Origin of the sequence: Chitinophaga pendula (assembly GCF_020386615.1) — a bacterium.
GTDB lineage: Bacteria > Bacteroidota > Bacteroidia > Chitinophagales > Chitinophagaceae > Chitinophaga > Chitinophaga pendula.
Genome location: NZ_CP077769.1, coordinates 5,876,427 through 5,902,094, shown reverse-complemented (window position 1 = coordinate 5,902,094; position 25,668 = coordinate 5,876,427). Strand labels below are relative to the sequence as shown.

Here is a 25,668-nt window from a genome sequence, read left to right as displayed (position 1 = left end):
ATATTAATACTTTTGCATTACCGGAATAAAAAGCTGGTATCATTTGAAAAACAAACAAAGTGCTATGTCAAAGTTACCCAAGTTTATGATCGCAGATGATCCTGTTACGGATGCTGACAACGAGTATATCATTCATACGCAGCAGCCACGTTTTTATGCCAAGCGTGTAGAGGAGGATGAGGAGATGGCTCATATTGACATTGTGGAGGAGATTGATGATGTGGAGGCTTTTTTCAAGGATGCTCCGGAGCAGAAGGAGGAGTTGTTACAGGAGTTGGAGGATTGGTATTATGCGTATATGGAGTGGTTGGAGGAAGATGAGGATGAGGACTATGAGGATGAAGATTGATATTATCTGATCTATAGTCGATTACTTACCCATTTATATTCAGAGAAGCAGGCAACAATTAGCGTTAAGCATATTGTTGGCCTGCTTTTTCTATTCTCCTTTTTATGCGACTTGCGAGGATTCGGGGGGCGAGTATTTTGACGGTTTCGCCGAAGCCCAGTATTTCCCGTTCCAGTTCGAAATTGAGGACGACGTTTATGCTGATGATGGTGCCGGAGTCGTCTTGTTTGAGTATAGTTTGGGAGTGGTGGAGTGGTTTGGTGGTGATGTAGGGGGCCGTTTGGGGATCGAACTGGAGGATAACTTTGTGTGGGGTGTCTTTGACGGTTTTGGTGACACCGAGGAGGTCGCTGTAGTAGGTTTCGAAGTCGGGGCCATTATATTCGATGAAGGGTACTTTTGTTAGTTCGTGGAAGGTGATGATGCGATCGAGGGCGAGGGTGATGAGGGCGGTATTTTTTTGTGGGCGTGCGATAAGGAACCATCTGTTGCGGTATTCTTTGAGTAGGTAGGGGTAGTATGTGGCATGTTGGGCATTTTGTGCCTTAAAGGATTGGTATTCGATGAGGAGGGTGGTTTTATTGAGGATGGCTTGATAGAGGGGGGATATGTGTTGGAGGCCTCGGAGGAGGTGATTATTTTCGAATTGGATGAATGTTTGGTTTTGGTGGGTGGATCTATATATATTGTTTTCGAGGCGGGCGATCATGTCGCTCATGTCCTGGAAGTAGTTGAATCCATTGAATTGTTTGAGGATGGCGACGATTTCTTTCATTTTGTCGACGTCGGCGTTATTGATGGGGGTGTTGGTGATGCTGTAGTTAGGGTCGTCGTAGCAGTAGTATTTTTTTTCTTTGACGATGATGGGGGCGTTGTATCCGAGTTTGTCGCTGCGCATGAGTTGGATATCGGCCTGGATGGTACGTTTGGAGACGCCGGAGGTGATACCTTCTTGTTCGTAGAGGACGGAGCTGACTTTATCGATGAGGGTATCGAGGGTCCATTTTTTGTATTTGTTGCGGAGGCAGTCGTCGATGGTTTTGTAGCGGATGAGGGCGAGTTTGTTGACGGACATGATAGTGTTGTTGATGATGGGGTAAATATACTAAAGTATCTGCGCAGTACATTTGCGTACTTTTAATTTCTTTTCTCTCTCTCTTCCTATTTTTGATTTTATAATATTGGTTATCAAATATTTGTAAATTATTTTCCTTCTTTCCCATATCTGCGCACTTGCTTCGCGCACTTCCTCTTGCATATTTGCATTATCGAAGCGGTCAAGCAGAAGTTACTTCCATGTTTTTGATACACAACTTCCACAATTATCGCTTTGGTAACTAAGCAGTAGCTCAATTGGTAGAGCAATGTCTAATAGTGTGATAATTACCAGGTTTATGATGTACTGTATGATCATTTAGCCTAACTTATGATAAAATAAGTGACCTGGTCAAACGACACTTACGTCAAAAGGGGTTACATGGGTTGTTGGTTCGAGTCCAACCTGCTTAGCTGATTCAGGTCAATTGTTGCTTACTTCCTGAACAACACCAAATTGTATTAGCAGCAAGATTATCTAATCATATTAAAAAGAGATTATGAACCAATTATTAAAGGCAGGACTTCGTCAGCGGGCGATATATATACCACAGGGTGTGCGGGTAGGGGGTGCAAAGGAGATCACGCCGACTACTTCTTTGCTGGTGGCTAATTTGTCGAAGCTGGGTTATGCGGTAACGGAGGAGTTGCTGCATATATTGAATGGCACTACGCCTGGTTATCAGGCGACTATACTGGAGGTATTCCGGGAGGTGATGGGAGTGGATAAGAACTGGACGCCATTGGTAAAGGGATGGGATGTAGCTACGGAGGAAGGATGGGCGGATCATGTGATCACATTTTTTGCGAATGCGTTCAAGACAGGTGGAACGAAATTGCCTTGCGGGCATGTGATACCGGCCAATACTTTTGCGCTGGAGCGTTATAATGGATGTCCTTATTGCGGGACGCCTTTTGTTTTTGCGCAATTGAAATGCAGTGGTAAGCAGCATAGTGTGGAGCGTTTATTATCTTTTTGGGATGAGGAAGCTGAGACTGGGTTCCTGCGGGATCTGTTGATATCGAAGACAGCGCTGGATGCTACGCAGCTGGATAGTTTGCGGTTATTATTATCTGTACTGCCATTGCCGGTTGTGAAGATCGGGATGAAGGAGACGTTGATGGTGGTGATTGATAAGTACGTGGAGATGGGGCAGGCGGACAAGGTACAATTCTGTTTTGTTACTCCTACGGATGTGTTGCGTTACTTGTGGTATAAGCATACCGGGTTCTATCAGTTGATTGCACCTAAAACTATTGTGGAGCGTAAGGTTCGTAACAACCGGTACCTGCGTGTGCCAGGCGAGCAGGGGGCATCAGATCGCCTGCAGGCGAAGGCGGCATTGAAGTTGAAATATAACCGTGCGCAGTGTATGATGGTGGCTCAGTGGCTGAATGGATTGGAGATGGAGGTGCCGCAGATGTGTGAGGTGATGCATAGCCGGAGAGGAATGTGGATACGCTTTATAAGAGCATTACGGTTGCCGGAGTACAGCAAACGGGCTGGTATGGATAAGTTACGTGCATTACTGGATCATTTCTATAATGGTAATTATGAAGTGTGGGGAGGAAGAGTGGAACATTTCCGTTTGCGAATGGATGTGGAGAGTGCGATGTATTTGTTAAAGCAGCGTCCGGGGTTATTTGCCCGTAGTTTGTTTGCCAATATGTTATGGTTTGGTGCGGAGCGGGTAGTTGCTGCTTTCTCTGAGATTGCGGATAAGGTGCCTGCCCGTCTGTTGCTGACGTTGGGTATGTATGCTGATCAGTATTTTGATAAAAAGAACGACCGGGTGGTAAAGCCGCTGGGAGGTACTAATAAGCGTATACCGGCAAACAGGTTATTGTCTTTGTATGAAGAGAAGGAGTTGGTGGCGATGCGGAAGGCGGTGGATGGTTTGTACAAGGAACGGATGGCGCAGCGTTTTGCAAAGGAACGGCAGGAAGGTAAGCGGATGTATATAGAGCCGATGTTGTATAATATTCCGTTGGCGATAGGAGACCGGAGTGAGCAGGTGCAGGATATGCCTGCAGCATTAATGGGTACGAGGTTCGCGTTGCAGGGAGACCGGGTGCGTTTGTTCATGCAGTGGGGAACCGGATTACCTGCTCAGCATATGGATATGGACCTGAGCTGTATGATCCTATATGAAGACAAGTTGGAATATTGTTCTTTTTCCCGGTTATCACCAGCGGGTTGCCGGCATAGTGGGGATATACGCTCTATACCTCATAAGGTAGGTACTGCAGAGTATATTGAGATCATGGTGGATAAGCTGGAGGAGCTGGATGCGGTCTATGTGGTATTTGCCTGTAATGCTTTCAGTGGAGGAGCATTGACCCCGAACCTGTCGGTAGGATGGATGGATAGCCGGTATCCTATGGAGATATCTGCCAAAAGCGGGGTTGCATATGATCCTGCCTGTGTGCAGCACCAGGTGCGGATAACGCAGGGATTGACAAAAGGATTGGTATTTGGTGTGCTGGATATAAAAAGTCACGAGATCATATGGCTGGAGATGGCCTTTGCCGGACAGATAGCGAATGATATGGATCATGCGGGGGTGAAGGTGTTGTTGCAGAAACTGCGTAACAAGACCAGTATCGGGGAATTGCTGGAGATAAAAGCGAAGGCGCAGGGTATGGAATTGGTAACGGAAGCAGCGGCCGGGGAGGAAATATATACGATGAGCTGGGCGCAGAATACGGCGGCGGTCACGCAATTATTAGTAGATTAAAAAAAAGAGAGAAGTATCATGAAACAGGAAATAAATGGTAAGGATCTGTTGGCACTGGGATTCCAGGAAGGAAAGGTGCTGGGGTTAGCATTGGGGGTAATCGCGCAGCATTTTGCTACGCAGGAGCGGGAGGAAGTATTGACGAAGTTGCAGGCGTTGGTGAGGCAACCGGAAAACTACCTGGATGACGAGGTATTGGAGGAGCTGGCGACAAAGGTCATAGAGGCAGCTAATGCACCGGTGGATGATACGATAGCATTGAAAGAGGAAGGTGAGCGGTATGCTATTTACGGGGCGGATCATATTGATCCAGGTGCCCGTCAGCAGATGGCGGTGGCGATGAAGCTGCCGGTGACGGCAGGGGGCGCTTTGATGGCGGATGCACATCAGGGATATGGTTTGCCTATCGGAGGGGTGTTGGCTACTAAAAATGCCATCATTCCTTATGGGGTAGGGGTCGATATTGGATGCAGGATGGCGTTGTCCATCTTTGATATACCGGCTGCTCATTTCTATGCGCATAAGGATATTTATCAGCAGGCATTGATGGCGCATACTAAGTTTGGTGCTGGTCATGGTTATCATGGGAGCTACCGGTCCGAGCATGTTGTATTGGATCGTCAGGAGTTCAGGGATATTGCTGTAATAAAGTCCCTGCATGAGAAGGCTTATTCTCAGCTGGGGACTTCCGGTGGGGGGAATCACTTTGTGGAATGGGGGATCATCACTTTTGCGGAGCGGGACGAGGTGTTGAATATTGAGGCCGGGAAATACCTGGCGTTATTGACGCACTCCGGATCGCGTGGGATGGGGGCGACGATTGCGGGTTACTATACCCGCCTGGCTAAACAGCTGTGTAAGTTGCCAAAAGAAGCGGCTAACCTGGCTTACCTGGACCTGGATTCGGAGGCTGGCCAGGAGTATTGGCTGGCGATGAACCTGGCGGGTGATTTTGCTTCTGCCTGTCATGAGGTGATCCATAACAAGCTGGCTGCGGCTACTGGCGCTACGCTATTGGCGAAGGTGGAAAACCATCACAACTTCGCCTGGAAGGAGGTCTGGCATGGTGAAGAGGTGATTGTACACCGGAAAGGGGCTACGCCGGCAGGTAAAGGTGTGATGGGTATTATTCCGGGCTCCATGACTGCGCCGGGGTTCCTGGTACGCGGTAAGGGGGAGGAGGCGTCGTTGCACTCTGCTTCGCATGGTGCCGGCCGGCAGATGAGCCGTACTAAAGCATTGCAGCATATATCCAAAGAGGATATGCGGGCTGTACTGGCGGCAAATGATGTGACATTGATCGGTTCCGGATTGGACGAAGCGCCAATGGCATATAAGGATATTAATCTGGTAATGGCTGCACAGCGGGACCTAGTAGATATTGTTGCGCAATTTGATCCTAAAATAGTCCGTATGGCGGACGATGGTAGCGCAGAAGATTAACCGGTGAATAGGGTTTGATATAGGGGCTGTGAGCGATCACAGCCCTTTTGGCTCTTGTAAGAGTGGGCTAGGGTAGGGACGAAGAAAGAAGGTTGCATCATTTTTGGTGATTAATACTTGTAAATCACTGCATATGCCATCATCTGTCATTGCTGCGATAAAATATGATGTAACGACTGCTACCTTGCGACTGATCTATGTATCGGGAAGTGTATATGATTATCGCGATGTACCGCCGCAGGTTTATGAGGATATGCGTCATGCAACCTCAAAAGGCCGCTATCTAAACCGGTATATCAAAGGCAAATATGCCTATACGCAGATAAAATAGCGTACCCTACCATCGAATCATAAATTTTGTATCTTAGTGAAGCGAACCAGTGACGGCCCTGTAAACCATATACCGACAAAGAGAAGAGATCGCATTTATTTATTATTTCCACGTAATGGCAGTTTAAACGGTCCTATTGTACCCCGTTAAACTCCTTATTTACTTTCTGGCCAGTGTTGCCCTACGTCTACATATTGTAGGCCTGGCGGAGCTATTCATTATTCAACCAATCTTATTCATTATTCAATATTTATTTAACCCAAAACCATCCTTTATCTCACATTAAACCCAATTCTATGCACAAAAAGTTACCCTATTTTCTTCTTAGTGTCTTATCGTTATTGACCGGTCTCTCGTCGTTCGGGCAGGAGAAAGCTTATCCGCTGGGGAGTACCCGTGCCCTATTGCAGGAGATATTGGCGCAGTCTACACCGGGACAACGTGTATTGCCGGAAATTTCTTTGCCGGTATCATCGAGTAAACGATTTCGTGCCCGTTTAAATGTGCAGGAATCTAATGGTGCCAATAATGGCCGTTTGATCGGTGAGGTGAGTGGTGTTGCCCATTCTAACTTCTTTATGCAAATCGCCGGCAATGAGTTGAAAGGGCATATCATGCTAGCAGATACCCGGGAGGCCTATCGTTATTATTCGGATGCTGCGGGGAATGCGTATGTCACCAGTGTGGATATAAACGAATTGATCTGTATGAACCTGGAGCAGCCGGCGGGTGCAGGACTTCAAGGGAATACGGCCGCTGCTGCTGCGTGGTTGCCGGAGACCTTTTCTTTTCAGAGTTATCCCGGTGGTAATGGTTGTGTATTGCTGGATTTTGACGGGCAATATGTAGCCGGTACGCCCTGGAACAATGGTAATCCTATTGATGCTTTGCCTGCTAACCTGACGGATGCAGAGGTACGGGAGCTGTGGGAGCTGGTTAGTGAAGATTATCGTGCTTTGCACATTAATATTACTACCAGCGAAGCTGTGTTTAACACTTATCCCAAGAACCGTCGTATGCGTTGTATTATAACGCCGACGAACACAGCTGCTCCGGGAAGTGGTGGTGTTGCGTTAATCAGTTCATTTAACTGGAATGATGATTCTCCTTGCTGGGTGTTTAATGGTGGCGCTAAAGCGGGTGGTGAAGCTGCCTCTCATGAGATTGGTCATACATTGGGGTTGGGACACGATGGCCGCCCGGGGGAAGGCTATTTTGCAGGTCATGGTAACTGGGCGCCTATCATGGGTGTTGGTTATTACCGGCCTATATCGCAATGGAGTAAGGGAGAATATGCTAATGCGAATAACAAGGAAGATGATCTGGCTATTATGACCGACTCCAGATTTGGTGTAGGTTATCGCATCGATGATTATGGTAACACACGTCAGCTGGCGGCTAACCTGCCAATCGGTCGTGGAGATACGGTGAAGGTAAGCGGTGTGATAGACCGTACGGGAGACATTGATCTATTTACTTTCAAGAGCCATGGTGGCCGTATTAAGCTGGACTTCAACCCCGTGGCCAGGCATGCTGATCTGGATATACTGGTAACATTATCCAATCAGCAAGGTAATGTGATCGTGCAGTCTGACCCTGCAGGTCTGTCTGCACAGATAGATACTATTATCACAGCGGGTAACTATTACTTGTCTGTAACGGGCACCGGCGCGGGAGATCCGGTTACCAATGGTTATTCCAACTATTCTTCCCTGGGTGCCTATACTATTGCAGGTACTATTAAGGGCGGAAAGAGTAAAGGGTATGCTGCTACGGTGTATCCGGCATGTGGATGTGATGCAGGCGCTGGTATCGGGCTTGATCCTGGTAATTATACCCGCCTGGAACTGCAACAAAAAGGTATTGCGGATAAGGACATTTCTTCCCTGGAGATCAAGGGTGGGTATGAAATATTGCTTTATAAGAGCAGTGATCTGTCCGGTCCTTATAAGGTATTCCGTGATGATGTGTCTTGTCTGACAAAATACCAACTGAATGATTCCATCTCTTCCGTTCGTGTAAGATCATTGATCAACCAGGCGCCTTTAGTGAAGATCACTTCGCCGCTACCTTCGCTGGTATACGCCGCTCCTGTCTCAAAGATTACGATAGCTGCTGAAGCAGAGGATGTAGACGGTACTATCGTGAAGGTGGAATTCTTCAATGGTACGACCAAACTGGGTGAAGATTCTGTGGCACCTTATACGTATGATTGGCTGAATGTAGGTGCTGGTGCCTATAACCTGGTGATAAAAGCTACTGATGACCGGGGAAGTGTAAGCACTACTCAGCAGTCTTTAACGGTAAGCAGCGAGGGTGCAGCTACTTTCTACCAGGATTGTTATTATGGTGGTGCTGCAGTGGCGCTGGTGGCTGGCAGCTACGACTTGGCACAGATGAACATCATGGGTATACCTAATGACTGGGTATCTTCTATTAAAGTGAAAGCCGGATATGAAATACTTGCTTACCGGGATGCCGGATTCAGCGGACCCTCCTATGTATTAGGCAGCGATATTGATTGTATGGTCAATACGGTAGTAAATGGTGAGACTGTTAACCTAAATGACTGGGTGTCTTCTATGGTAATCCGGCCGGTGGCATCGGCTGCACGTATTGCTGCGATCAAAACCGATGTTGAGAAAGAGGCGGATCGTACTGTATTGGTCGCTCCTAATCCTGTGGTAGACCGGGTAACGGTACGGGTAATAGGTAAGGCCAATCATCTCTACATCCGTGTGTTTGATATAAATGGTAAAGAGACGCTGGCACCACAGCGTATCGGCAACGGACAGCAGCTGAATCTGTCTCAGCTGAAGCCAGGTGTATATGTGATCAGTATTACTGCTGATCAACAGGTTATCACCAGAAAGCTCATTAAACAATAATTATTGCCGGAGCAAAAGCATTGCTTTTGCTCCGGCTTTTACCTTTAAATACCCCACGTTTATGAAACTATTATCTACATTGCTCAAAAGATATTGTGTGTTAGCGGTATCATTGCTGCTATCCTGGAATACTTCGCTGGGTCAGTCGGCCGTATATGGACCTGTGGCAGAATCATTACAGAACAGTGCGCATCAACTTTTTATTTCTGCGGATGGAAATTATTATAAGCAGAACAATACGAATAATGACAACTTCAACTATTGGTGGAATGCGCATGCTGTGGACGCATTAGCGGATGGGTATCTGCGTACCCGTGCTGACGTCTATAAACAGCGGATGAAAAACATATTGAGAGGGATCAAGATCCGGAATGGGAATACATATATCAATGAATACTATGATGATATGGAATGGTTGGCGATATCCAGTTTACGCAGTTATGAACATACCGGTGATGCGGAATATCTGAATGTGGCTAACCTGCTTTGGACGGATATCAAAACCGGGATACATCCTGAGCGGGGAGGGGCTATCCAGTGGAAGAAGGACTCGCCCGGTTCTTTCAATGCCTGTGCGAATGGGCCTGCCATTATTTTTGCCGTGCGGTTGTATCGTACGAATGGTAATGCCCAGGATCTGCAGATCGCTAAAAACATTTATACCTGGCAGAAGAATGTACTGGTGGACCCGGTAAATGGTGCAGTATGGGATTCTTATAATGCCAACACCAACGAAACCAACAAAAGCTGGATATTCTCTTATAATGTAGGGACGTGGATAGGCGGATGTCTGGAGTTGTACAAGGCCACCGGTGATCAGAGCTATTTAAATGATGCGGTCAAAACGGCTGATTATGCGGTGAATACCCGGTTGGCTAATGGCGTGTTCTGGACGAATGAGACGGGTGCCGGAGATGGTGGTCTTTTCAAGGGGATTTTCGTCCGTTATTTTGCTTTGCTGGCCCGAGAGGGGAATCTACCTGCTACCACCCGTGAGCGATATGTAAATGCGCTAGCATCCAGTGCTGCCGGGTTGAAAAACCAGGGTATCAATACGACCAACATGTTAGTAAACCCTAACTGGACGACTCGTCCGGGTACTACTACTGACCACTCTACGCAGCAGAGCGGGGTAATGTTGATGGAAGCTGCGGCTACCCTGGATCAGTCTTTTTTCTACAAAGATGTTAACTATGGCCGGGCTGGTATTGGTTTAGTTGCCGGCAGTTACCGGCTGTCTGACCTGATGGCCAGGGGTATTGCGAACGATGATATTTCATCATTTACTTTGCCGGCCGGGTATACTGTAACATTTTATGAGCACGACAATTTCACAGGTGCTAATACGGTACGGAATAGTTCTTCGATGTGGATCGGTACGGATTGGAATGACCGGGTTTCTTCACTGATCATTACGGCGCCGCCACCGGCAGCAGCCAGGGTGCAGGCAAAGGTAGATCAACAGCCAGCTGCGGGAGATAACAAACTGCAGGTATTCCCTAATCCGTTTAAGGATCAGCTGGGGATCAGTGTAGCAGATAGCAAAGGGCAGCAGCTGGAAGTGCATGTGTATGATGCCAATGGACGCAACGTATTGCCATTGAAACATATCCATAGCGGGCAGCAACTGGATCTTTCTTTGTTGCCGCCAGGCGTATATATCCTTACTGTAAAAACAGGTAAGGGGGTGTTGACCACAAAAGTATTAAAGCACTAGTACTGATCGATATAAAAAAGAGCGGGTGATAATTCCCGCTCCATTTGAGGTTAGCCAGCGTCGTTATGCTAATCGAAGTGGGGTTAAATGTTTAACTGGCTTGTTACATACAAAGGTATCCGGCCGGATGGGTATGTAGCTAGTATAAAAGCGACATAGTTATGCTATGTCGCTTTTACTCATTCGTTATAGGTGATTGTTATTAGCTGTTAGTAGACAGTATCTTCGCTTTGTGTTTTCCGGGTATCTTTTATCTTATTGAACTCTTCCAGTCCCGGGCTGGCGCCGACGAGTGCTAATGAGGGTCTGCCAACGAAAGCGCCCATGTTAACGCCGCATTTCAGGAAATATACTTTACCTGGCTGGATATTCAGCTGTACTTCGTCTCGCCCTTCGGTACGGGCCCATAGTTTGGTATTGCCTTTATTGGTGAGTTTTACGATGAATTTGCTACCACTTTTTATGCGACATACTACGGAGTCTTCTACGTGCAGGTTGTATTGCACTACTACTCCCATACTTGAGCTGGGTCTGTAGACATATAACAAGGCATAGTCTGCATTTTCGGGGATCAATGTGCTGACAATTGAATCTATTCTGTGCTGGCTGCTGACATTCACAGACGCCAGGTCGTCGAGTTTGTAAACATCTGCCCACAAGCGGTAGCAGGTGCTCCACATGTCTGGTGTTTTTAGCTCGGTGATCTTGATGAGATTAGCACCTTTTTTGCGTGCTTTTTCCTTGGCTGCTGCGATCGTTTGGTCATAGGAGCATTTTATCTTGAAACCTTTGTCTGTAACTTTTATGTTGCCAAGCAACTGTGCGCCTGACGGTACTACGTCTTCCATTTTTAGGATCAGGATGTTGCTCGTGTCGCTATCCTGTTGTGCCTGGGTATTAATAAACAGGTGTAGTGTAACATACAATAAGGAAAGGAATCGTATCAGCGATTTCATAAGTTGGCATTTTTTTTATTGTACAGGGATCTTTAGTGGAAGATACAAAAAATGCCGGTGAGACAAATGTGGGTTAAAAAGTTGCGAGAGGCTGGTATAATTGGAATGTGATGTTTAACTTTCGTATAAATGTGTAATTATGAGCAAGAGAAAAGGTACAGGTATTAGTCTGGTGCTATTCATGATAACGGGCTGGGCCTATGGGCAAGGACTGGATACTATCCCAGTGGTGGCAAAGGGTGCTACGCTGCAGGAGGTGTCCCGTCAGTTTTCTTTTACGGAAGGTCCTGCTGTAGACCGGAAGGGGAATATCTACTTTACGGATCAGCCGAACAATAAAATCTGGGAGTATGGTGTAGATGGCCAGCTGCGTTTGTTTTCGGATAAGGCGGGGAGATCTAACGGAATGGTTTTCGACCGGAAGGGTAACCTGTTGACCTGTGCGGATGAACACAATCAGTTGTGGTCTATTAGTCCTAAGGGAAAAGTGACGGTGTTGCTGGATAATTTTGGTGGTAAGCAGTTTAACGGACCTAATGATCTCTGGGCGGATGCAAAGGACGGTATTTATTTTACGGACCCATATTATCAGCGCGACTACTGGACACGGCAAGCGCCGGATATCAAGGAGCAGCGTGTGTATTATTTACCGAAGGGGGCGAAGCAGCCTATTATTGTAGAAGAGGGATTGAAGCAGCCTAACGGCATAGTAGGCACGCCGGATGGTAAGTATCTGTATGTGGCAGACATTGCGGCTAATAAGACGTATAAGTACGAAATACAGGCCGACGGGCATCTTGGGGGGCGTCAGCTTTTCCTGGAGCACGGTAATGATGGGATGACACTTGATGCACAAGGGAACCTGTATATTACAGGAAAGGGGGTTACTATTTATAACCCGCAAGGGAAGAAGCTGGGATATATTCCTATCACATCGGGATGGGTAGGGAATATCTGTTTTGGTGGTAAAGACCGGCAATTGTTGTTTATTACGGCGTCGCCGGCTATCTATACCTTGAAAATGAGTGTAAAAGGCGTAGAATAAAAACTATCATGTTATGTGGCAATTCGGTCCTACGGGCACAAAAGTGTTAAAGACGGTACATATCTGTTGTGTGACGTTGTGGATGGGTGGATTATTGGCGTGGTTACCGTTGATCAATAGTATGGAGCTGACTGATCTGGGAGCTTCCCGTACCACTTATCAGAATCTGCGTACCATTGCCTGGAATGTCATTGGCTGGGGAGGTATTGGCAGTTTCTTTACCGGGTTGTTGAATGGTATGCTGACACATTGGGGATTGTTCCGTCATCGTTGGATTGTATTGAAATTGTTATTAACGATCGGTATGATCCTTTTCGGGATGTTCTATACGGAGCGTAAGATGCTGGTGAATCTTTCGTTGCTGGACCAAGGTGATCCAGCGATATTACAAGATCCTTTGTTCCTGACCAATCACCATACGCTTCAGCTAGTAGTACCGATGCAATTGATCGTATTTTTCCTGATCGTATTGATCTCTGTGGTAAAGCCTCCATTGAGGTAGGTTTTCAAGTTATAGTGCTTTTATAAGTTATTGGGCGTAGTGGTGTCACTACGCCTTTTTATTGTCAGGATGTTTGCAAGTGTATTTTCAACAGGTTTTTTTAACAAAGTGAGGAAGTGTGGTTCTATGGGATTTCCAGCAGTCAGCGCGACTGCTGGAGGTTATTCATATCGTATGGGAGGTACCTGGGATGTGATCTATGTGGTTCTTTCCAGCAGGAAGACATACTCCAGTCCATCTGTTTCGTCTATTGCTTCATCAATCTTTTTGAAGCCGAGGGATTTTACCAGGTTAGTGGAGGGTTCATTGTCTGGCGATACAGATGCGATGAAGCGATGTACCTGGAATTGTTCCTGTGCCCAGTCCATCATGGCGAGGACGGCTTCTCTGGCATATCCCATTCTCCTATAGGAGGAGAGGATACGATAGCCAAATTCTACCGCATCTTTTCTGTATTCTTTTTCTGTTTCGGCGTGAGGGCGTTCGTGGAAGCGTATCAAACCGATCGCTTTCCTTTCGCTTTTTAGTATGATGGCCCTGGAAGACCATGGGCGGTATGCTGGGTCTTGTTGTAGCTGATACTGGTCGTGTCTCAAGCTGCTGGGGTGTTCCAGGAACTCCTCGGAGATGTCGGCATGTAGCAGTTGAGTTGCGGTAGGAAGCTCTTCGTTGAGGCAGGCTGTCGTTACATCGTCGCCTAATAAACGGAGGGTTAGCCTGGGGGTATTGATATCATTTAGTGCAATGGGCATTTACGTGAAGGTTTGCTGATCCTGCAAAGTCGGTAATTTGCTGCATCTTCCCAAGCTTTTCGAGTATTTCGTGTTTATCTTCCGTTATAGGTTTTTTGGGTGGTATCGAAGGTAAGTGAAAAGAGCGGGACATATTTATTCCCGCTCTTTTCGAGTTTTATCGTAATCGTTCCTGTTATTTTTTATCAACGCGCGCTCCTTTCCAGACACCATAGTATTGGGACAGGCCATATACACTGGCTCCGGATATTTCATAGCTATATGCGGCACCCTGGAAATCACCCAGATTCACGGCTCCACCGTCAGGGTTCCACTTGATAGTGATACCTACGTTCCAGTCGAATGTTTTGGTGATTTCGTTTGTGTTTTTTACTGATTCTTCATATCTGCCGAGGGCTATTACTACCTCATCTTTATATACTGCTTTGAAAGCCTGGACATATTGCTTTTGATTACTGAACTGCGCAGGTGCCAGTGCGTTGGTTACATAATCCCAAAGGTATTTGACACCATTTCTATATTGGCCTTCCAGTGCGCCGTGCAATGCTTGTTGTGCTTTCTGTGTCAGACTGATGCCGGCAACACTAATAGATTCAACATCGAGGTTGATATTTCCGAGTTTAAGTTTGCCGAAATCTACTTTGGGTATTGGTGGTTGCGGCATATTTGGGATCTTGAATTTTAGGGTGAGGCCGTCCCATCCTAGTCGTAGTTCTTCTGTTTCCAATTTGCGCCAGATGCCGGTCCAACCTTTTGTCTGCATTTTTACGTTGACACCTGCTGCTGCGTAAACGCCAAAGTTCACGTTATAGAAATTCACCTTTACGCGATGGGTATTATCAAAATATTCGAAATGTGGTTTCGTTCTTCCGAATACGTCCTGGATCAATTGTCCTGCCCATGTTTGGGCATCGAATTCGTAGGTAGGCAGCCCGTCGTATACGGCAGGCGCGAGCGGAGTAGGAAGAGGTGGTGGGGTAGTACTGCCACCCACTGGCCTGTCTGGGCGAACATATCCGCCTGCGGGTTCATTTTCTTCCGGATCATTATCAGCGGGATTGCGAGGGGTCCTTGGTGGGCGTACACCGCCGCCACCGCCGCCGGTATTGGTGGTATCTCCACGGACAGGTCTTTGATTTCCGCCGTTACCGCTCATTATGACTATGCCTGGTTCTACCTGTCTTACTGGTCTGCGTTCATTACCTGCTGGTACCGGTCCGTTTTCTGTGGAAGGGGTTCGCTGGTTAAGGTCAGCACCATCCTTTTTGTCCATTTCGTGAATGATCTCATTGACACGAGCGAGCTTTCCCGGCATACACATGAAGGTGCCGTATTTAGTTACTTTATAGACCGTATTTTCTACCTGTACTTCCAGTTTATCGTTCAGGATACTGGCGAAGTATTGGTCTGGGACGAGATCTTGTCCGTTATACGATGTGATGACGGTATTCGCTTGTTCCGTTCTTGCATTTGACTGCATTGGTGCCTGCTTGCTATTGTACAAGGACTGGAATCCTACGGGGGCCTGGTATCTTTGTAAGATAGCAGTGGCATTACTGAGGTTGTCTGAGGTCAGGTCTTCTATACAGCGGCGTAGTTTTTCCTTTGAATTGAAGATCATATAATCTCCTTTGGAATTTACCGGGTCGCTGGCAGGGGGTTCTTTATAGTCCTTTTTGCATCCGGCAAGGGTAAACGCAGCAATTAGTATCGAGCCTGCCATTGCAGACCGAAAGTGTCTTTTAGTGCTCATACGGTAATTTAAAATTAACAGTACACGGTTAACGGAGTAGCGCTACTCTACCTATTTACAGTGCAAAGGTATCCGGTAAGATGGGTATGCAAATAGTACAAAAGCGACATAAAGGTTAGTGATGTGCCAGTTGGCGATACATACGCAGGTTTGTCTCAGCTAACGCGGTGACCATTTAAGAAAACGAATTGGCCGGTGTTGAATATTTATCGGTAGATGGGGTGAGTTGAAGGGAGATAGCAAAAGTTATCCTTTTTTTCTACTCAATAGCTTACCGAAGCAACTTTTTTACTGAAGTTGGTAAGCGTTGGGTTTTGTTATATTCATCCGTACAAAATTTATATACCATGAAAAAAACAATTCTGTTTCGTCAACTAGAAAGTACATCTAATGCTATACTGGACCGGATGGCTCTTAGCAAGCTATCGGGCGGAGGTGTAGGTAGCTTTGGAAGCCGTCCCTGTCCCGGCCCAGAAATATTGGAGTGTTTTAACGGGTGTCAGATAGAGGGCCTGCGTTGTGAGGTCCGCACCTGTACATGTGTCTAAAAAAGCCATATCACCATAATGCTTCTTATTTGCTAAAAATAGGTAGGCATTAAATATGGCTACAATCATCCGTACAAAATCTATATACCATGAAAAAAGCCATCTTGTCCTATCAACTATTTCACAGCTCTCATGCTATACTTAGCCGGGTAGCACTCAGTAAACTGTTTGGTGGTGGTGTAGGTTCTTTTGGCGCTGTTGCCTGTCCGAAGGAGGATCTATTAGAGTGTATCCGGGTCTGCCGGGAAGAGGGCATGCGATGTCAGACCCGCACATGTTCCTGTATCTAAACAGGTTATCATTAAGAGACTTACTAAAACTTTCACTGAAGTAGGTAAGCATTGAATTTTGCTACATTCAGCAGTACAAAATCTACATGCCATGAAAAAAACGATCCTGTCTTGTCAACCAGCCTGTAACTCTACTGCTATACTTAGCCGGGAAGCGCTCAGTAAGCTGTCTGGCGGTGGTGGAGGCCATCTTGAGAACTTTTCCTGTCCCACTTCGGATATACTTGAATGTATAGACGCGTGTACGGAAATAGGTAAAATCTGTAATACCCGTAGTTGTTCATGTTTCTAAGAACATGTTTTTATTCTATTGAGCGGAAGCCTTGTGATAACATCACAAGGCTTCTTAGTATCAGGCATTTTTTGTGTTGCGGCGAGCAGGTCGAAGTTGGGTGGCTACCCCAATTCTATTCCATGCATTAATTGTTACAATGATCATTATTATTTCTGCTGTCTGTGTTTCGCCAAATGAGGCGATCGCCTTTTCGTAGGTGTCTTCGGTTAAGCCCTGCTGGCTGATATGTGTGATCTCTTCCGTCATTTTGAACAATACTTTTTCTTCATCAGAGAAAATATTGCCCGCTTCTCTCCAGGCGCTTACCAGCGCGATGCGTTGCAATGTTTCGCCCTGATCACAAGCATCTTTGGTATGTGCATCGACACAATAAGCACAACCGTTGATCTGAGATGCTCTGATCCGGATGAGTTCCTGGTATTGTTTACTTACGGTAGTAGTTCCTACATATTGATCGAGTGCATCCATGGCGTTATAAGCGGTGGGTTGAACGCTATTGAAATTGATCCTTTTTTTCATGTTATACTGTTTTTATTGGTTTGAAAATGTAAGGCAAAAGGGTACGTGGTCGCGTTTTTGCGCGTGTTTAATTGTTTGGTAATAAATAAATTAAGATTTTATTGTTAGGCGGGGTGCTTTGTATATTCCCCATCTGATGACACAAAATTAGCCTGTTACGCGTGTCAGAAGAATAGAGAATTTTCGGAAAAGCATGTAATATCTACAGGCTATTTTTGCTTTGGTAGGATTTAGGGGACGCGTTGGTGTATTTCTTAAAGAAATTGGAGAAATAGAAGGGGTCATTGAAGCCTAGCTTGTAGGCGACTTCTTTCACAGAGAGTTTCTGATAGATCAACAGCCTTTTGGCTTCCGAGATGACCAGTTCGTAGACGACGTTTTGGGCTGTTTTACCGGTATGTAACTTTGACTGTTCATTGATTTTAGCCTCAGTAGTACCTAGTATCCTGGCATAGTCTTTCATGGTGTAATTTTTCTCAAAGCTAGATCGTGCTATTTCGAGGAACTTGAGGAATAGGGCATCGGGTTTCCATATTTCATCGCCTCTTTCGACTTTGGCCCTGTTGATAGCGACCAGTATCAGCGTTATCCTGGAGTGAATGGAGATGAGATGTTGGTAAGGTTGTTCCTGTAGTTCCGCTTCGATAAGTTTGAGTTGGTCTTCTATGATCTGATATGGCTTTATAGGGATCACTTCATTCATATCGAAATGGCAGAAGAGTCCATTGTGGAAGATCAGTTCTATGTCGTTATCATCTTTACAGAAGAAGGCTAGTGGAAATTCCAGTATATATCCTTCCGCATTGGTTGTATTTTTGAAATAATGTACCTGTCCGGAGGTAATGGTGAGGACGTCATGTGGTTGAAGGGTCAATTTCTTTTCATCGACCACTATGTCAATGGTTCCTGAAGAGCACCAGATCAGCAGGTAAGCAATCGTGCGTTTGGGCTGATCGGCATCTGGATAGCCTGATAGGGTGTTAAGTTTGACCATAGTGTTTGGTAAGGGGAAATGGGTGAATTCAGCCTTGTTGTGTTGTATATTTTTCTATAACGGTCCTTAAGGTTTTTAATGTAAACGGTTTTGTTATTGTGTCGTCTGCTCCGGCCTGCCTGGCGGAAGTTACAATGTCTGGGGAGGCGGAGAGTATAACTACCGGGACCAGGTGGTATTGCTGGCTTTTTTTGATAAAGCGGCAGATATCTAGGCCATTGCTGCCAGCGATACTTTTATCGAGTACGAACAAATCGGGTACTTCGGTTTGGCCTGCTAATAATGAGTCACCTCTTTCGTAGGTGAGTACCTCATACTTTTCTGGATCGAGGGCCATAGAAAATACATCCCGGATGGCGGCATCATCTTCCACTAGAATGATCTTTTTCATGTATTATTGTTTTGAAACTGGAATGGTAAATGAAAAAGTGGCCCCATCTCCCGGTTTGCTTTTCACGTTGATGGTACCCTGGTGTCTATGAATGATCTGTGCGGAGATATACAATCCAAGACCCATGCCGGGGAATGTATCGAAGTTATCGCTGGTGATGCGATAGAATCTGTCGAATATTTTTTCCTGTTCTTCTTCTGAGATGCCATATCCTTTATCTGCTATACTTACTTTTATATAATCGTTTTCTTTTTCTGTTTTTACTGTAATGGTTGTGTCGTCGGGGGAATACTTTACGGCATTTGACAAGAGATTTGTAATTACCTGTCCAATACGTTCTGCATCTGCATAGACCATTGGTAGTGGTTGTGTCTGTATTTCAAACTGGTGATGGCTGGTACGTTTGATTTCTTCTGTTCGTTCTACCAGTAATTTATTGATATCGAATGTTTCGGGTGTTAGTTTTAATTGGCCTTCTGATATCCTGGTAGTATCCAGCAAGGTGTTGACGAGGGTAGTGAGCCGGTCTATCTGCGCATTTAATCTGGTTAGCAGGTCGACATCTTTACTATGTCCGCTTTGTGCTATGTTTTCCCTGATTATCTCTGCATAAGCTTTCATGCTAGTGATAGGGGTTTTTAGTTCATGGCTGGCGATGCCAATAAATTCGTCGCGTATCCTTAGCAGGTTTTTTAGCTGTTGTTCGCTTTGGCGGAGGGCTGCTTCGGCTTGTGCTCTTTCTGTAAGCTCCGTATGGCGGGAAATAATGATAGCTGCTGCGTAGGCAACAATTCCTGCCAATTCTAATTCGCGTGGTTTAGGTTCCCTTGGCTCGTTGAAATACACGGCGAAGGTGCCGACGATGGGTCCTCCGGTGGTACGAACGGGGAAGGACCAGCAGCCGCGGTAGTTAAATTCTTTGGCTACGGATTTCCATAATTCCCAGCGCGGTTCCAGTTCTATGTCGGGAGTGATGACTGGTTCGCCGGTATGCATGGCTAGGCCACAAGCCATTGATTCGGGGCCGATTTTGAATCCGTTGATCTTAAGGGCGTAGGCGTCGGACATACCTACGATATGATGCAAGCCTTCCTGACCTGCGGGTGTCATATAGAAAGCGAACCTTGCATCGCCACCTGTTTGTGTTACGACGGTGCGGCCCAGTGCGCTGAGTGACTCTGCCAGTGGTTGTCCATTCATGGCGGCCTGGAATGCTTCTTTTTGACCATCGAGCCAGGCTTCGTTTTCGCGCAGAACGATCTCTGCTTTCTTGTGTTCGGTCATATCGATAAAGGTCAGTACTACCCCATTGATGCGGTCTTCTTCTGTGCGATAGGGTAGTACCCGCATTAGGAAGATACGGCCATCGATGGCACCTATTTCGCGTTCTACGGTCTGTAATTTATCCAATACAACTTCTGCATCGGTGATGATATCATCATAACTGAGTTTGTTAGTGATGTCAGAGAGTGGGCGACCGATATCGTTAGGAATGAGGTTAAAGATGGTACGGGCAGGAGGTGTGAACAAGGCTACCCTGAAACTGCGATCGAGGAAGATGGTACCTATTTATGCTGAGTTGATGAGGTTTTGTAGATTATTGCCGGCCAGGGTGGTCTCTTCTACTTTGACTTTCAGTTCCTGGTTGACGGTTCGCAATTCTTCATTGATTGACTGTAGTTCTTCTTTGCTGGTTTCGAGTTCTTCGGCGGCAGAGCGGAGTTCTTCGTTCATTGCCTGTAGTTCTTCATTGGAGGCTTTGAGTTCTTCCTGCTGGAATTCGTGTTGTTCGATGGAGGCGCGGAGTTGTGCTTTCAAACGTATCAATTCTTCTTCCAGCTGTCTTGCTACGGGTTCGTCGGAGGATAATATGACTTCCTGTTTGGCGTCGTCATCGGCGCTGCGTTCGAAGATAACAAGTATAAGTCCGTTTGTCACATCGCCTTGGCGAAATACCGGGCGTATATGTATGGTCAGGTTTTCTTGTTGCCCGTCGATATTTACCCTTAGTCCTCTTGCTTCTACTGCTGTTTGGCGTTGTACTGCCTGATAAAGGGCCGAACGTAGTTCGAGCCTTAGGTCCTGGCGAACGAGTTTGAGTAGGTTTTGGGAGGGTTCTCCTCCCGTGATTTGCAGGTAACGGCCGGCGCGTTCTGATAGATGGAGTATCTCGTATTCCTCATTTAAGACCATAGAAGGTGGTGCATATTCTTCCAGCAGTCGCTGGTGGAGATCGTTCATCGTGACTCTTTCGCGTGTACGGTTCTCTTGCGAGATTACTGCAGGGGATATCGTTGGTTCGGGGAACTTGAAATTGGGTACTGACTCAGGGACCGGATAGTTGCTTTGTGTGATATGTTTGGATTGGAAGACATGAAACTCCCGATTGAATGTATTGTAAAGATCGCTGGCACTTTCAGCGGATTCGGATAGTCCTAAGAACAGGTATCCTCCTGGTCTCAGTGCGAAATGGAATGTTTCCATGACACGTTCCTGTGCGGTATGGTTGAGGTATATCAGCACATTCCGGCAGGACACAATATCCAGATGAGAGAAAGGCGGATCTTTGAGGAAGTTGTGGCTGGCGAAGAGGATCATTTCCCTTATCTCTCTTCTGATGCGATAGCCTTCACCTTCTTTATTAAAAAAGCGTCTTAATCGTTCTGGGGATACGTCAGCAGCGTCATTGATGGTATAGTAACCTTCTCTTGCGACGGCAATAGCTGTTTCATCAATGTCTGTTGCAAACACTTGTATTTTAGGTGCATCTATGGATCCTAATGTTTTTTCGGCGAAGAGCATGGCCATAGAATAGGCTTCTTCTCCGGTAGCGCAGCCGGCTATCCATATTCTTACCTGGTCTTCTGCTTTTTTGTTATTAAGTATGGTAGGGATGATATCCTGTTCCAGTACTTCGAATGCTTTTTTATCGCGAAAGAAGTTGGTGACTGATATCAGCAGGTCTTTGAGTAGTGCTGTTACTTCATCCGGATTATGCTGAAGGTAAATGGCATATGCCTGCAGGCTGTTCAGGTTACGGATATTTATGCGTCGTTCTATGCGGCGGAGGAGGGTAGGTCGTTTATAATTAGAGAAATCGTGACCAGTTCGCAGGCGAAGATGAGAGAAGACTTCGCGGAGGGCATGTTGTTGTTCTTCTACTCTTTTTTCGCTATCGACGGGTATTTCCACGGTACCGAGGCTCAGTTTGTAGGCGATGATCTTTTCTGGTATTTCAGCTACTGGTAGTACATCATCTATCAATGCTGTAGCGATAGCGTTGCGCGGCATTTCATTAAATTCGGCTTCGCGAGGATTTTGTACGAAAGCTGCGCCACCGCATTCTTTTACCCGTTTGAGACCCATTGAGCCATTGGCTCCTGTGCCGGAGAGGATTACACATACGGCCCGTGGGCCGAGAGAGTTAGCAAGCGTTCTGAAAAAGATATCTACGGGCGCCCGTCTGTCTTCTATTTCTGTGTTTTCAGAAACGAGGATATGGTTGTCAGACATTACCAGATGGCGGTCTGGGGGCACGACATATACATGGTTGGCTTGTACCTTGGTTTTTTCTTTTACCTGCATGACTTTCAGATGGGTAGCCTGTTGTAGGATCTCTGTCAGTTGGCTGTCGTAATCTGGCGACAGATGCAGGATCACCACGTATGCCATAGATGGATTGGCGGGGACATTTTCAAAAAAAAGCTGTAATGCATGTACGCCGCCAGCGGAAGCCCCTATGCCTACTACCAGCAGATCATCTTTGTCGGGGCGGCCTGCAAGAATGTTATTGCTATCTTGATTGGGTTGTGCTTCTTTCATATGACAATATGGTAATGGCTAATAACTGTGTAAGTTACTATAATGTCAGCCGCCAGAGGGAATATTCTCTTTTTTATCGCCGGCTTGCTGTAGGACAATTTCTGTATTTAACTGTTCATGATCAAATACTGCTTTTCGTACCAGATCAGCTCGTTGCATAGCTTCTTTGGCTTTTCTGAAGTACATGGCGGCTATTTTAGGTTGATTAGCTTCTGCAAAATGATCGCCCATGTGGTTCAGTAGTAACATGCTCTCCTGTACGCTGCGGATCGCGTTCCATAATGTTTCCTCGATATTTTCGGTGATACCAGCCAAGAGACTATCAGCTGAAAACGCATGACCTGTATGGCAGCGAAAACGGATACGGTCGCCTTCCGTGATGGCGGCAAGTACGCCATGGCATTCGGGGCATGTAAACGGTGAGGGCGCTGCATGTTCAAATATATTCTGATGGAAGGTTTTTTCTTCCATAGCAATCTGTACCTCCATCCAGGTTCTTTTGATGTCGCCTGTTTCGGAGCCATTATTTTCCGGGATTTCTTTATTGATGAGTGTGTCGAGTAAAGCGCCGATGCGTGTTACTGGCACTATATGATCTACTCTGACGGCATTGATGGCGTTGTCAGGCATTGAGGAGACCTCTGCGTCGGCGGGGTCTTGTACTATTGCCAGTCCGCCCTGTTGTTTTACTGCCCATAGTCCTGCGGTGCCATCATCCAGTGCACCGGAAAGTACGATGCCGATCACGCGTACTCCATAGGTGAGCGCTGCAGAACGGAATAAAGGATCTATAGCGGGGCGGAAGCGATTTTCTTTGGGGCCATGTGTTACTCTTACCCTGCCTTTTTCCAGCAAGAGGTGGTGGTCAGGCGGAGCGATATAGATGCGTTTGGGCCGGATGGGTTCTCTATCCATTGCATGCGCAGCGGGTATTTTGCCTATACGATTCAATACCTGGGGGAGTATGCCGCGTACATTCGGAGACATATGCCACACAATAAATATGGAAGCATTGAAATTTGATGGCAGATCTGCGACCAGCTGTTGAATTGCTTCAAAGCCTCCTGCTGAGGCCCCTATTACGATGATGTCGCGTTTACCCATTATTATCGTTTGAAATATTGTACAACTTGATTGCCTGTTGCAGTCCGCTGGCGTGTACAGAAAGACCTCTAATACTATGCCATAAGGTATGGTTGAGTTGCTGGGAGTATGTGGTAATACAAATAAAAAACCACCGGAAGCCGGTGGTTATAGATGAGTGAAGTGGTAGCCCCGCCAAGAATCGAACTTGGATCTAAAGTTTAGGAAACTTCTATTCTATCCATTGAACTACGGGGCCATTCCGGGTGGTACTGATGGGTACGGAATCCCGAAAGGGAGAGCAAAAGTAAGTGTTTTCAATTAAAATTACTCATAAATCTCGTCTATTTCTTTGCTGTACTTCTCCAGGATAACCTTACGCTTCAGTTTAAGCGTAGGGGTCATTTCGCCGCTATCGACGGTCCATTCATGGGGCAGGAGTTTGAACTTTTTGATTTGTTCTATGTGGCTGAAGAGCTGGTTATATTTATCTAATGCCTGCTTATAGAGTGCTATTACTTCCGGGTTTTTGATCAGCTCTTCATTAGAGGAGGCGGAAATATTACGTTTAGCGCACCAGTTCTTCAGGTTGGAATATGCTGGTACGATCAGGGCGCCGGTGAATTTGCGGTCTGCTCCTACGACCATGATCTGCTCTATATAGGGGGATTCTTTGAATTTGTTCTCAATGGGTTGTGGTGCTACGAACTTGCCGCCGGAAGTCTTGAACAGTTCTTTTTTGCGGTCGGTGATCTTCAGGAATTTGTTGTTGACGATGACACCGATATCGCCGGTATGGAACCATCCATCTTCTATCGCTTCTTTGGTAAGATCGGGGCGTTTATAGTAGCCAGGGGTAATATTAGGGCCTTTGACGAGGATCTCTCCATCTTCGGCTATTTTCACTTCGACATTGTCCAGGATGGGGCCGACGCTGCCGAAAAGACGATCTTTTTCGGGCATGCGGTTGACGGCGATCACCGGGGAGGTTTCTGTGAGGCCATAACCTTCCAGTACGGGAAGGCCTGCAGCAGTGAATACTTTGAGTAGTCTTATCTGGCAGGCTGCTGCTCCGTTGATAATGGCTTCGATATTACCACCAAGCGCTTCCCGCCATTTATTGAAAACGAGCTTGTTGGCGATGCCTAATTTAAAGCGATACCACCAGCCCAGGTCTTTGTTGACATCGTACTGTTTTCCCAGTTCGACAGACCAGAAGAAAAGGGCTCTTTTTATGCCTTTGAGCTCTAATCCCTTTGACATGATCTTTTCATAGACCTTTTCCAGGAGGCGGGGAACGGTGGTAAAGATTGTAGGTTTTACTTCGCGCAGATTATCGGAGATGGTGTCCATACTTTCTGCGTAGTAGATGGGGACGCAGGCAGTGAGGTACACATAGGTGACCATCCGTTCGAATATGTGATTGAGCGGGAGGAAGCTGAGTGCCCTGGAGCCTGTATGTACAGGTAAATAGGGCCTGGATGCTGCTACGTTGCTCATGATATTATGATGGGTGAGCATTACTCCTTTGGGGGTACCGGTGGTACCGGAGGTATAGATGATGGTGACCAGTTCGTCTGGTTGTATCTTGTCCCTGATGGCAGCCACTTTTGCGAGCGTTTTAGGAGTGGCTTTTTCGGGTATTTCTGACCAGTGCGGGAAGCCTTCGATCTGGTCGTAGGCGTAGATATGTTTGAGATTGGGTAGCTTGTCTTTAACGGCTTGTACTTTCTCGAGGATGGTGTGATCTCCGACAAAAAGGATCTTAGCGCCTGCATCTTGGAGGACGAATTCCAGTTCTTGTTCGCTAATGGTTGGATATATGGGGGTGAGTACGGCGCCTGCCTGCTGGCAGGCGAAGTCGGTGAGCAGCCATTCGGGTCTGTTGGCCGACATGATAGCTACTTTGTCTTTGCCTTCTATGCTATTATCGTTGCCGCTGATGCCTAGTTGGAGGAGGCCTGCGCTGAAACGTTGACTGAGTTCTGCTACTTCTTTTGTGGAATATTTTTTCCACTGACCATTTTCCTTTCTTGCGAGCATATCATCGTTGGGATGTTTCTCCAGCTGATAGGCTATTGCGTCAAATAATCTACTCGGTTGCTCCATGCTACAATTGGTTTGGTGGTACGATACAAGTCAGCAATGCTGATGGTG

Annotated in this window: 20 protein-coding genes and 1 tRNA gene; 9 read left to right on the top strand and 12 right to left on the bottom strand. The window is 46.4% G+C overall.

The features are described from left to right. The first annotated feature begins 64 nt into the window (after nt 1-64). Nucleotides 65-349 carry a hypothetical protein gene (locus KTO58_RS21840; protein WP_157752796.1) on the top strand — a complete coding sequence of 95 codons (285 nt, stop codon included), beginning with the start codon at nt 65-67 and terminating at the stop codon, nt 347-349. 64 nt (nt 350-413) lie between these two features. Here KTO58_RS21840 and KTO58_RS21835 read toward each other — a convergent pair whose 3' ends face one another. Then, nucleotides 414-1,424, bottom strand: a complete 1,011-nt coding sequence (locus KTO58_RS21835) for a helix-turn-helix transcriptional regulator (protein ID WP_095837364.1) — start codon at nt 1,422-1,424, stop codon at nt 414-416. 520 nt (nt 1,425-1,944) lie between these two features. Between KTO58_RS21835 and KTO58_RS21830 the strand changes: the two genes are divergently transcribed. The 5 genes from KTO58_RS21830 (at nt 1,945) to KTO58_RS21810 (ending at nt 10,561) form a co-directional block, all read left to right on the top strand. Beyond that, nucleotides 1,945-4,182, top strand: a complete 2,238-nt coding sequence (locus KTO58_RS21830; protein WP_095837365.1) for a TerD family protein — start codon at nt 1,945-1,947, stop codon at nt 4,180-4,182. A gap of 18 nt (nt 4,183-4,200) precedes the next feature. Then, nucleotides 4,201-5,625 carry an RtcB family protein gene (locus tag KTO58_RS21825; protein WP_095837366.1) on the top strand — a complete coding sequence of 475 codons (1,425 nt, stop codon included), beginning with the start codon at nt 4,201-4,203 and terminating at the stop codon, nt 5,623-5,625. 133 nt (nt 5,626-5,758) lie between these two features. Next, a complete protein-coding gene (locus tag KTO58_RS21820; protein WP_095837367.1) occupies nt 5,759-5,956 on the top strand; it encodes a KTSC domain-containing protein in 198 nt (65 codons plus the stop codon). A gap of 296 nt (nt 5,957-6,252) precedes the next feature. Then, entirely contained in the window at nt 6,253-8,844 is a 2,592-nt protein-coding gene (locus KTO58_RS21815) for a T9SS type A sorting domain-containing protein (protein ID WP_157752797.1), read from the top strand. Nucleotides 8,845-8,905: 61 nt separating this feature from the next. After that, nucleotides 8,906-10,561 carry a glycoside hydrolase family 76 protein gene (locus tag KTO58_RS21810; protein ID WP_095837369.1) on the top strand — a complete coding sequence of 552 codons (1,656 nt, stop codon included), beginning with the start codon at nt 8,906-8,908 and terminating at the stop codon, nt 10,559-10,561. Nucleotides 10,562-10,770: 209 nt separating this feature from the next. On the opposite strand, the gene KTO58_RS21805 is transcribed toward KTO58_RS21810, so the two are convergent. Then, nucleotides 10,771-11,517: a hypothetical protein gene (locus KTO58_RS21805; protein ID WP_095837370.1), complete on the bottom strand. Its 747-nt coding sequence runs from the start codon at nt 11,515-11,517 to the stop codon at nt 10,771-10,773. A 139-nt stretch (nt 11,518-11,656) separates the two neighbouring features. Here KTO58_RS21805 and KTO58_RS21800 point away from each other — a divergent pair, with 139 nt between their 5' ends. Next, nucleotides 11,657-12,562: an SMP-30/gluconolactonase/LRE family protein gene (locus KTO58_RS21800; RefSeq protein ID WP_095837371.1), complete on the top strand. Its 906-nt coding sequence runs from the start codon at nt 11,657-11,659 to the stop codon at nt 12,560-12,562. Nucleotides 12,563-12,575: 13 nt separating this feature from the next. After that, complete coding sequence (locus tag KTO58_RS21795; RefSeq protein WP_157752798.1) at nt 12,576-13,064, top strand: hypothetical protein; 489 nt, start codon at nt 12,576-12,578, stop codon at nt 13,062-13,064. 197 nt (nt 13,065-13,261) lie between these two features. On the opposite strand, the gene KTO58_RS21790 is transcribed toward KTO58_RS21795, so the two are convergent. After that, nucleotides 13,262-13,816: a GNAT family N-acetyltransferase gene (locus tag KTO58_RS21790; protein WP_095837373.1), complete on the bottom strand. Its 555-nt coding sequence runs from the start codon at nt 13,814-13,816 to the stop codon at nt 13,262-13,264. Between the two features lie 175 nt (nt 13,817-13,991). Further along, nucleotides 13,992-15,569 (bottom strand): hypothetical protein, encoded by a 1,578-nt coding sequence (locus KTO58_RS21785; RefSeq protein ID WP_157752799.1) that lies wholly within the window; start codon nt 15,567-15,569, stop codon nt 13,992-13,994. Between the two features lie 637 nt (nt 15,570-16,206). On the opposite strand from KTO58_RS21785, the gene KTO58_RS21780 reads away from it, so the two are divergent. Beyond that, on the top strand, nt 16,207-16,407 hold the full coding sequence (locus KTO58_RS21780) for a hypothetical protein (protein ID WP_157752800.1): 201 nt from the start codon (nt 16,207-16,209) through the stop codon (nt 16,405-16,407). Nucleotides 16,408-16,759: 352 nt separating this feature from the next. Here KTO58_RS21780 and KTO58_RS21775 read toward each other — a convergent pair whose 3' ends face one another. The 8 genes from KTO58_RS21775 to KTO58_RS21740 all read right to left on the bottom strand — a co-directional run bounded on the left by KTO58_RS21775 (nt 16,760) and on the right by KTO58_RS21740 (nt 25,620). After that, nucleotides 16,760-17,221, bottom strand: a complete 462-nt coding sequence (locus tag KTO58_RS21775) for a carboxymuconolactone decarboxylase family protein (RefSeq protein WP_095837376.1) — start codon at nt 17,219-17,221, stop codon at nt 16,760-16,762. A 202-nt stretch (nt 17,222-17,423) separates the two neighbouring features. Beyond that, nucleotides 17,424-18,215, bottom strand: coding sequence for a helix-turn-helix domain-containing protein (locus KTO58_RS21770; protein ID WP_095837377.1), 792 nt, complete (start codon nt 18,213-18,215; stop codon nt 17,424-17,426). 28 nt (nt 18,216-18,243) lie between these two features. Beyond that, the gene (locus KTO58_RS21765; RefSeq protein WP_095837378.1) at nt 18,244-18,606 is read right to left on the bottom strand and encodes a response regulator; all 363 of its coding nucleotides are present in this window, start codon (nt 18,604-18,606) and stop codon (nt 18,244-18,246) included. Nucleotides 18,607-18,609: 3 nt separating this feature from the next. Beyond that, nucleotides 18,610-20,136 carry a sensor histidine kinase gene (locus KTO58_RS21760; RefSeq protein WP_198315157.1) on the bottom strand — a complete coding sequence of 509 codons (1,527 nt, stop codon included), beginning with the start codon at nt 20,134-20,136 and terminating at the stop codon, nt 18,610-18,612. Nucleotides 20,137-20,175: 39 nt separating this feature from the next. Then, nucleotides 20,176-22,428, bottom strand: coding sequence for a CheR family methyltransferase (locus KTO58_RS21755; protein ID WP_198315158.1), 2,253 nt, complete (start codon nt 22,426-22,428; stop codon nt 20,176-20,178). A 45-nt stretch (nt 22,429-22,473) separates the two neighbouring features. Further along, a complete protein-coding gene (locus KTO58_RS21750; protein ID WP_095837379.1) occupies nt 22,474-23,532 on the bottom strand; it encodes a chemotaxis protein CheB in 1,059 nt (352 codons plus the stop codon). 163 nt (nt 23,533-23,695) lie between these two features. After that, nucleotides 23,696-23,770: transfer RNA gene (locus KTO58_RS21745), tRNA-Arg, on the bottom strand. A 68-nt stretch (nt 23,771-23,838) separates the two neighbouring features. Then, the gene (locus KTO58_RS21740; protein ID WP_095837380.1) at nt 23,839-25,620 is read right to left on the bottom strand and encodes an AMP-dependent synthetase/ligase; all 1,782 of its coding nucleotides are present in this window, start codon (nt 25,618-25,620) and stop codon (nt 23,839-23,841) included. Nucleotides 25,621-25,668: the final 48 nt, after the last annotated feature.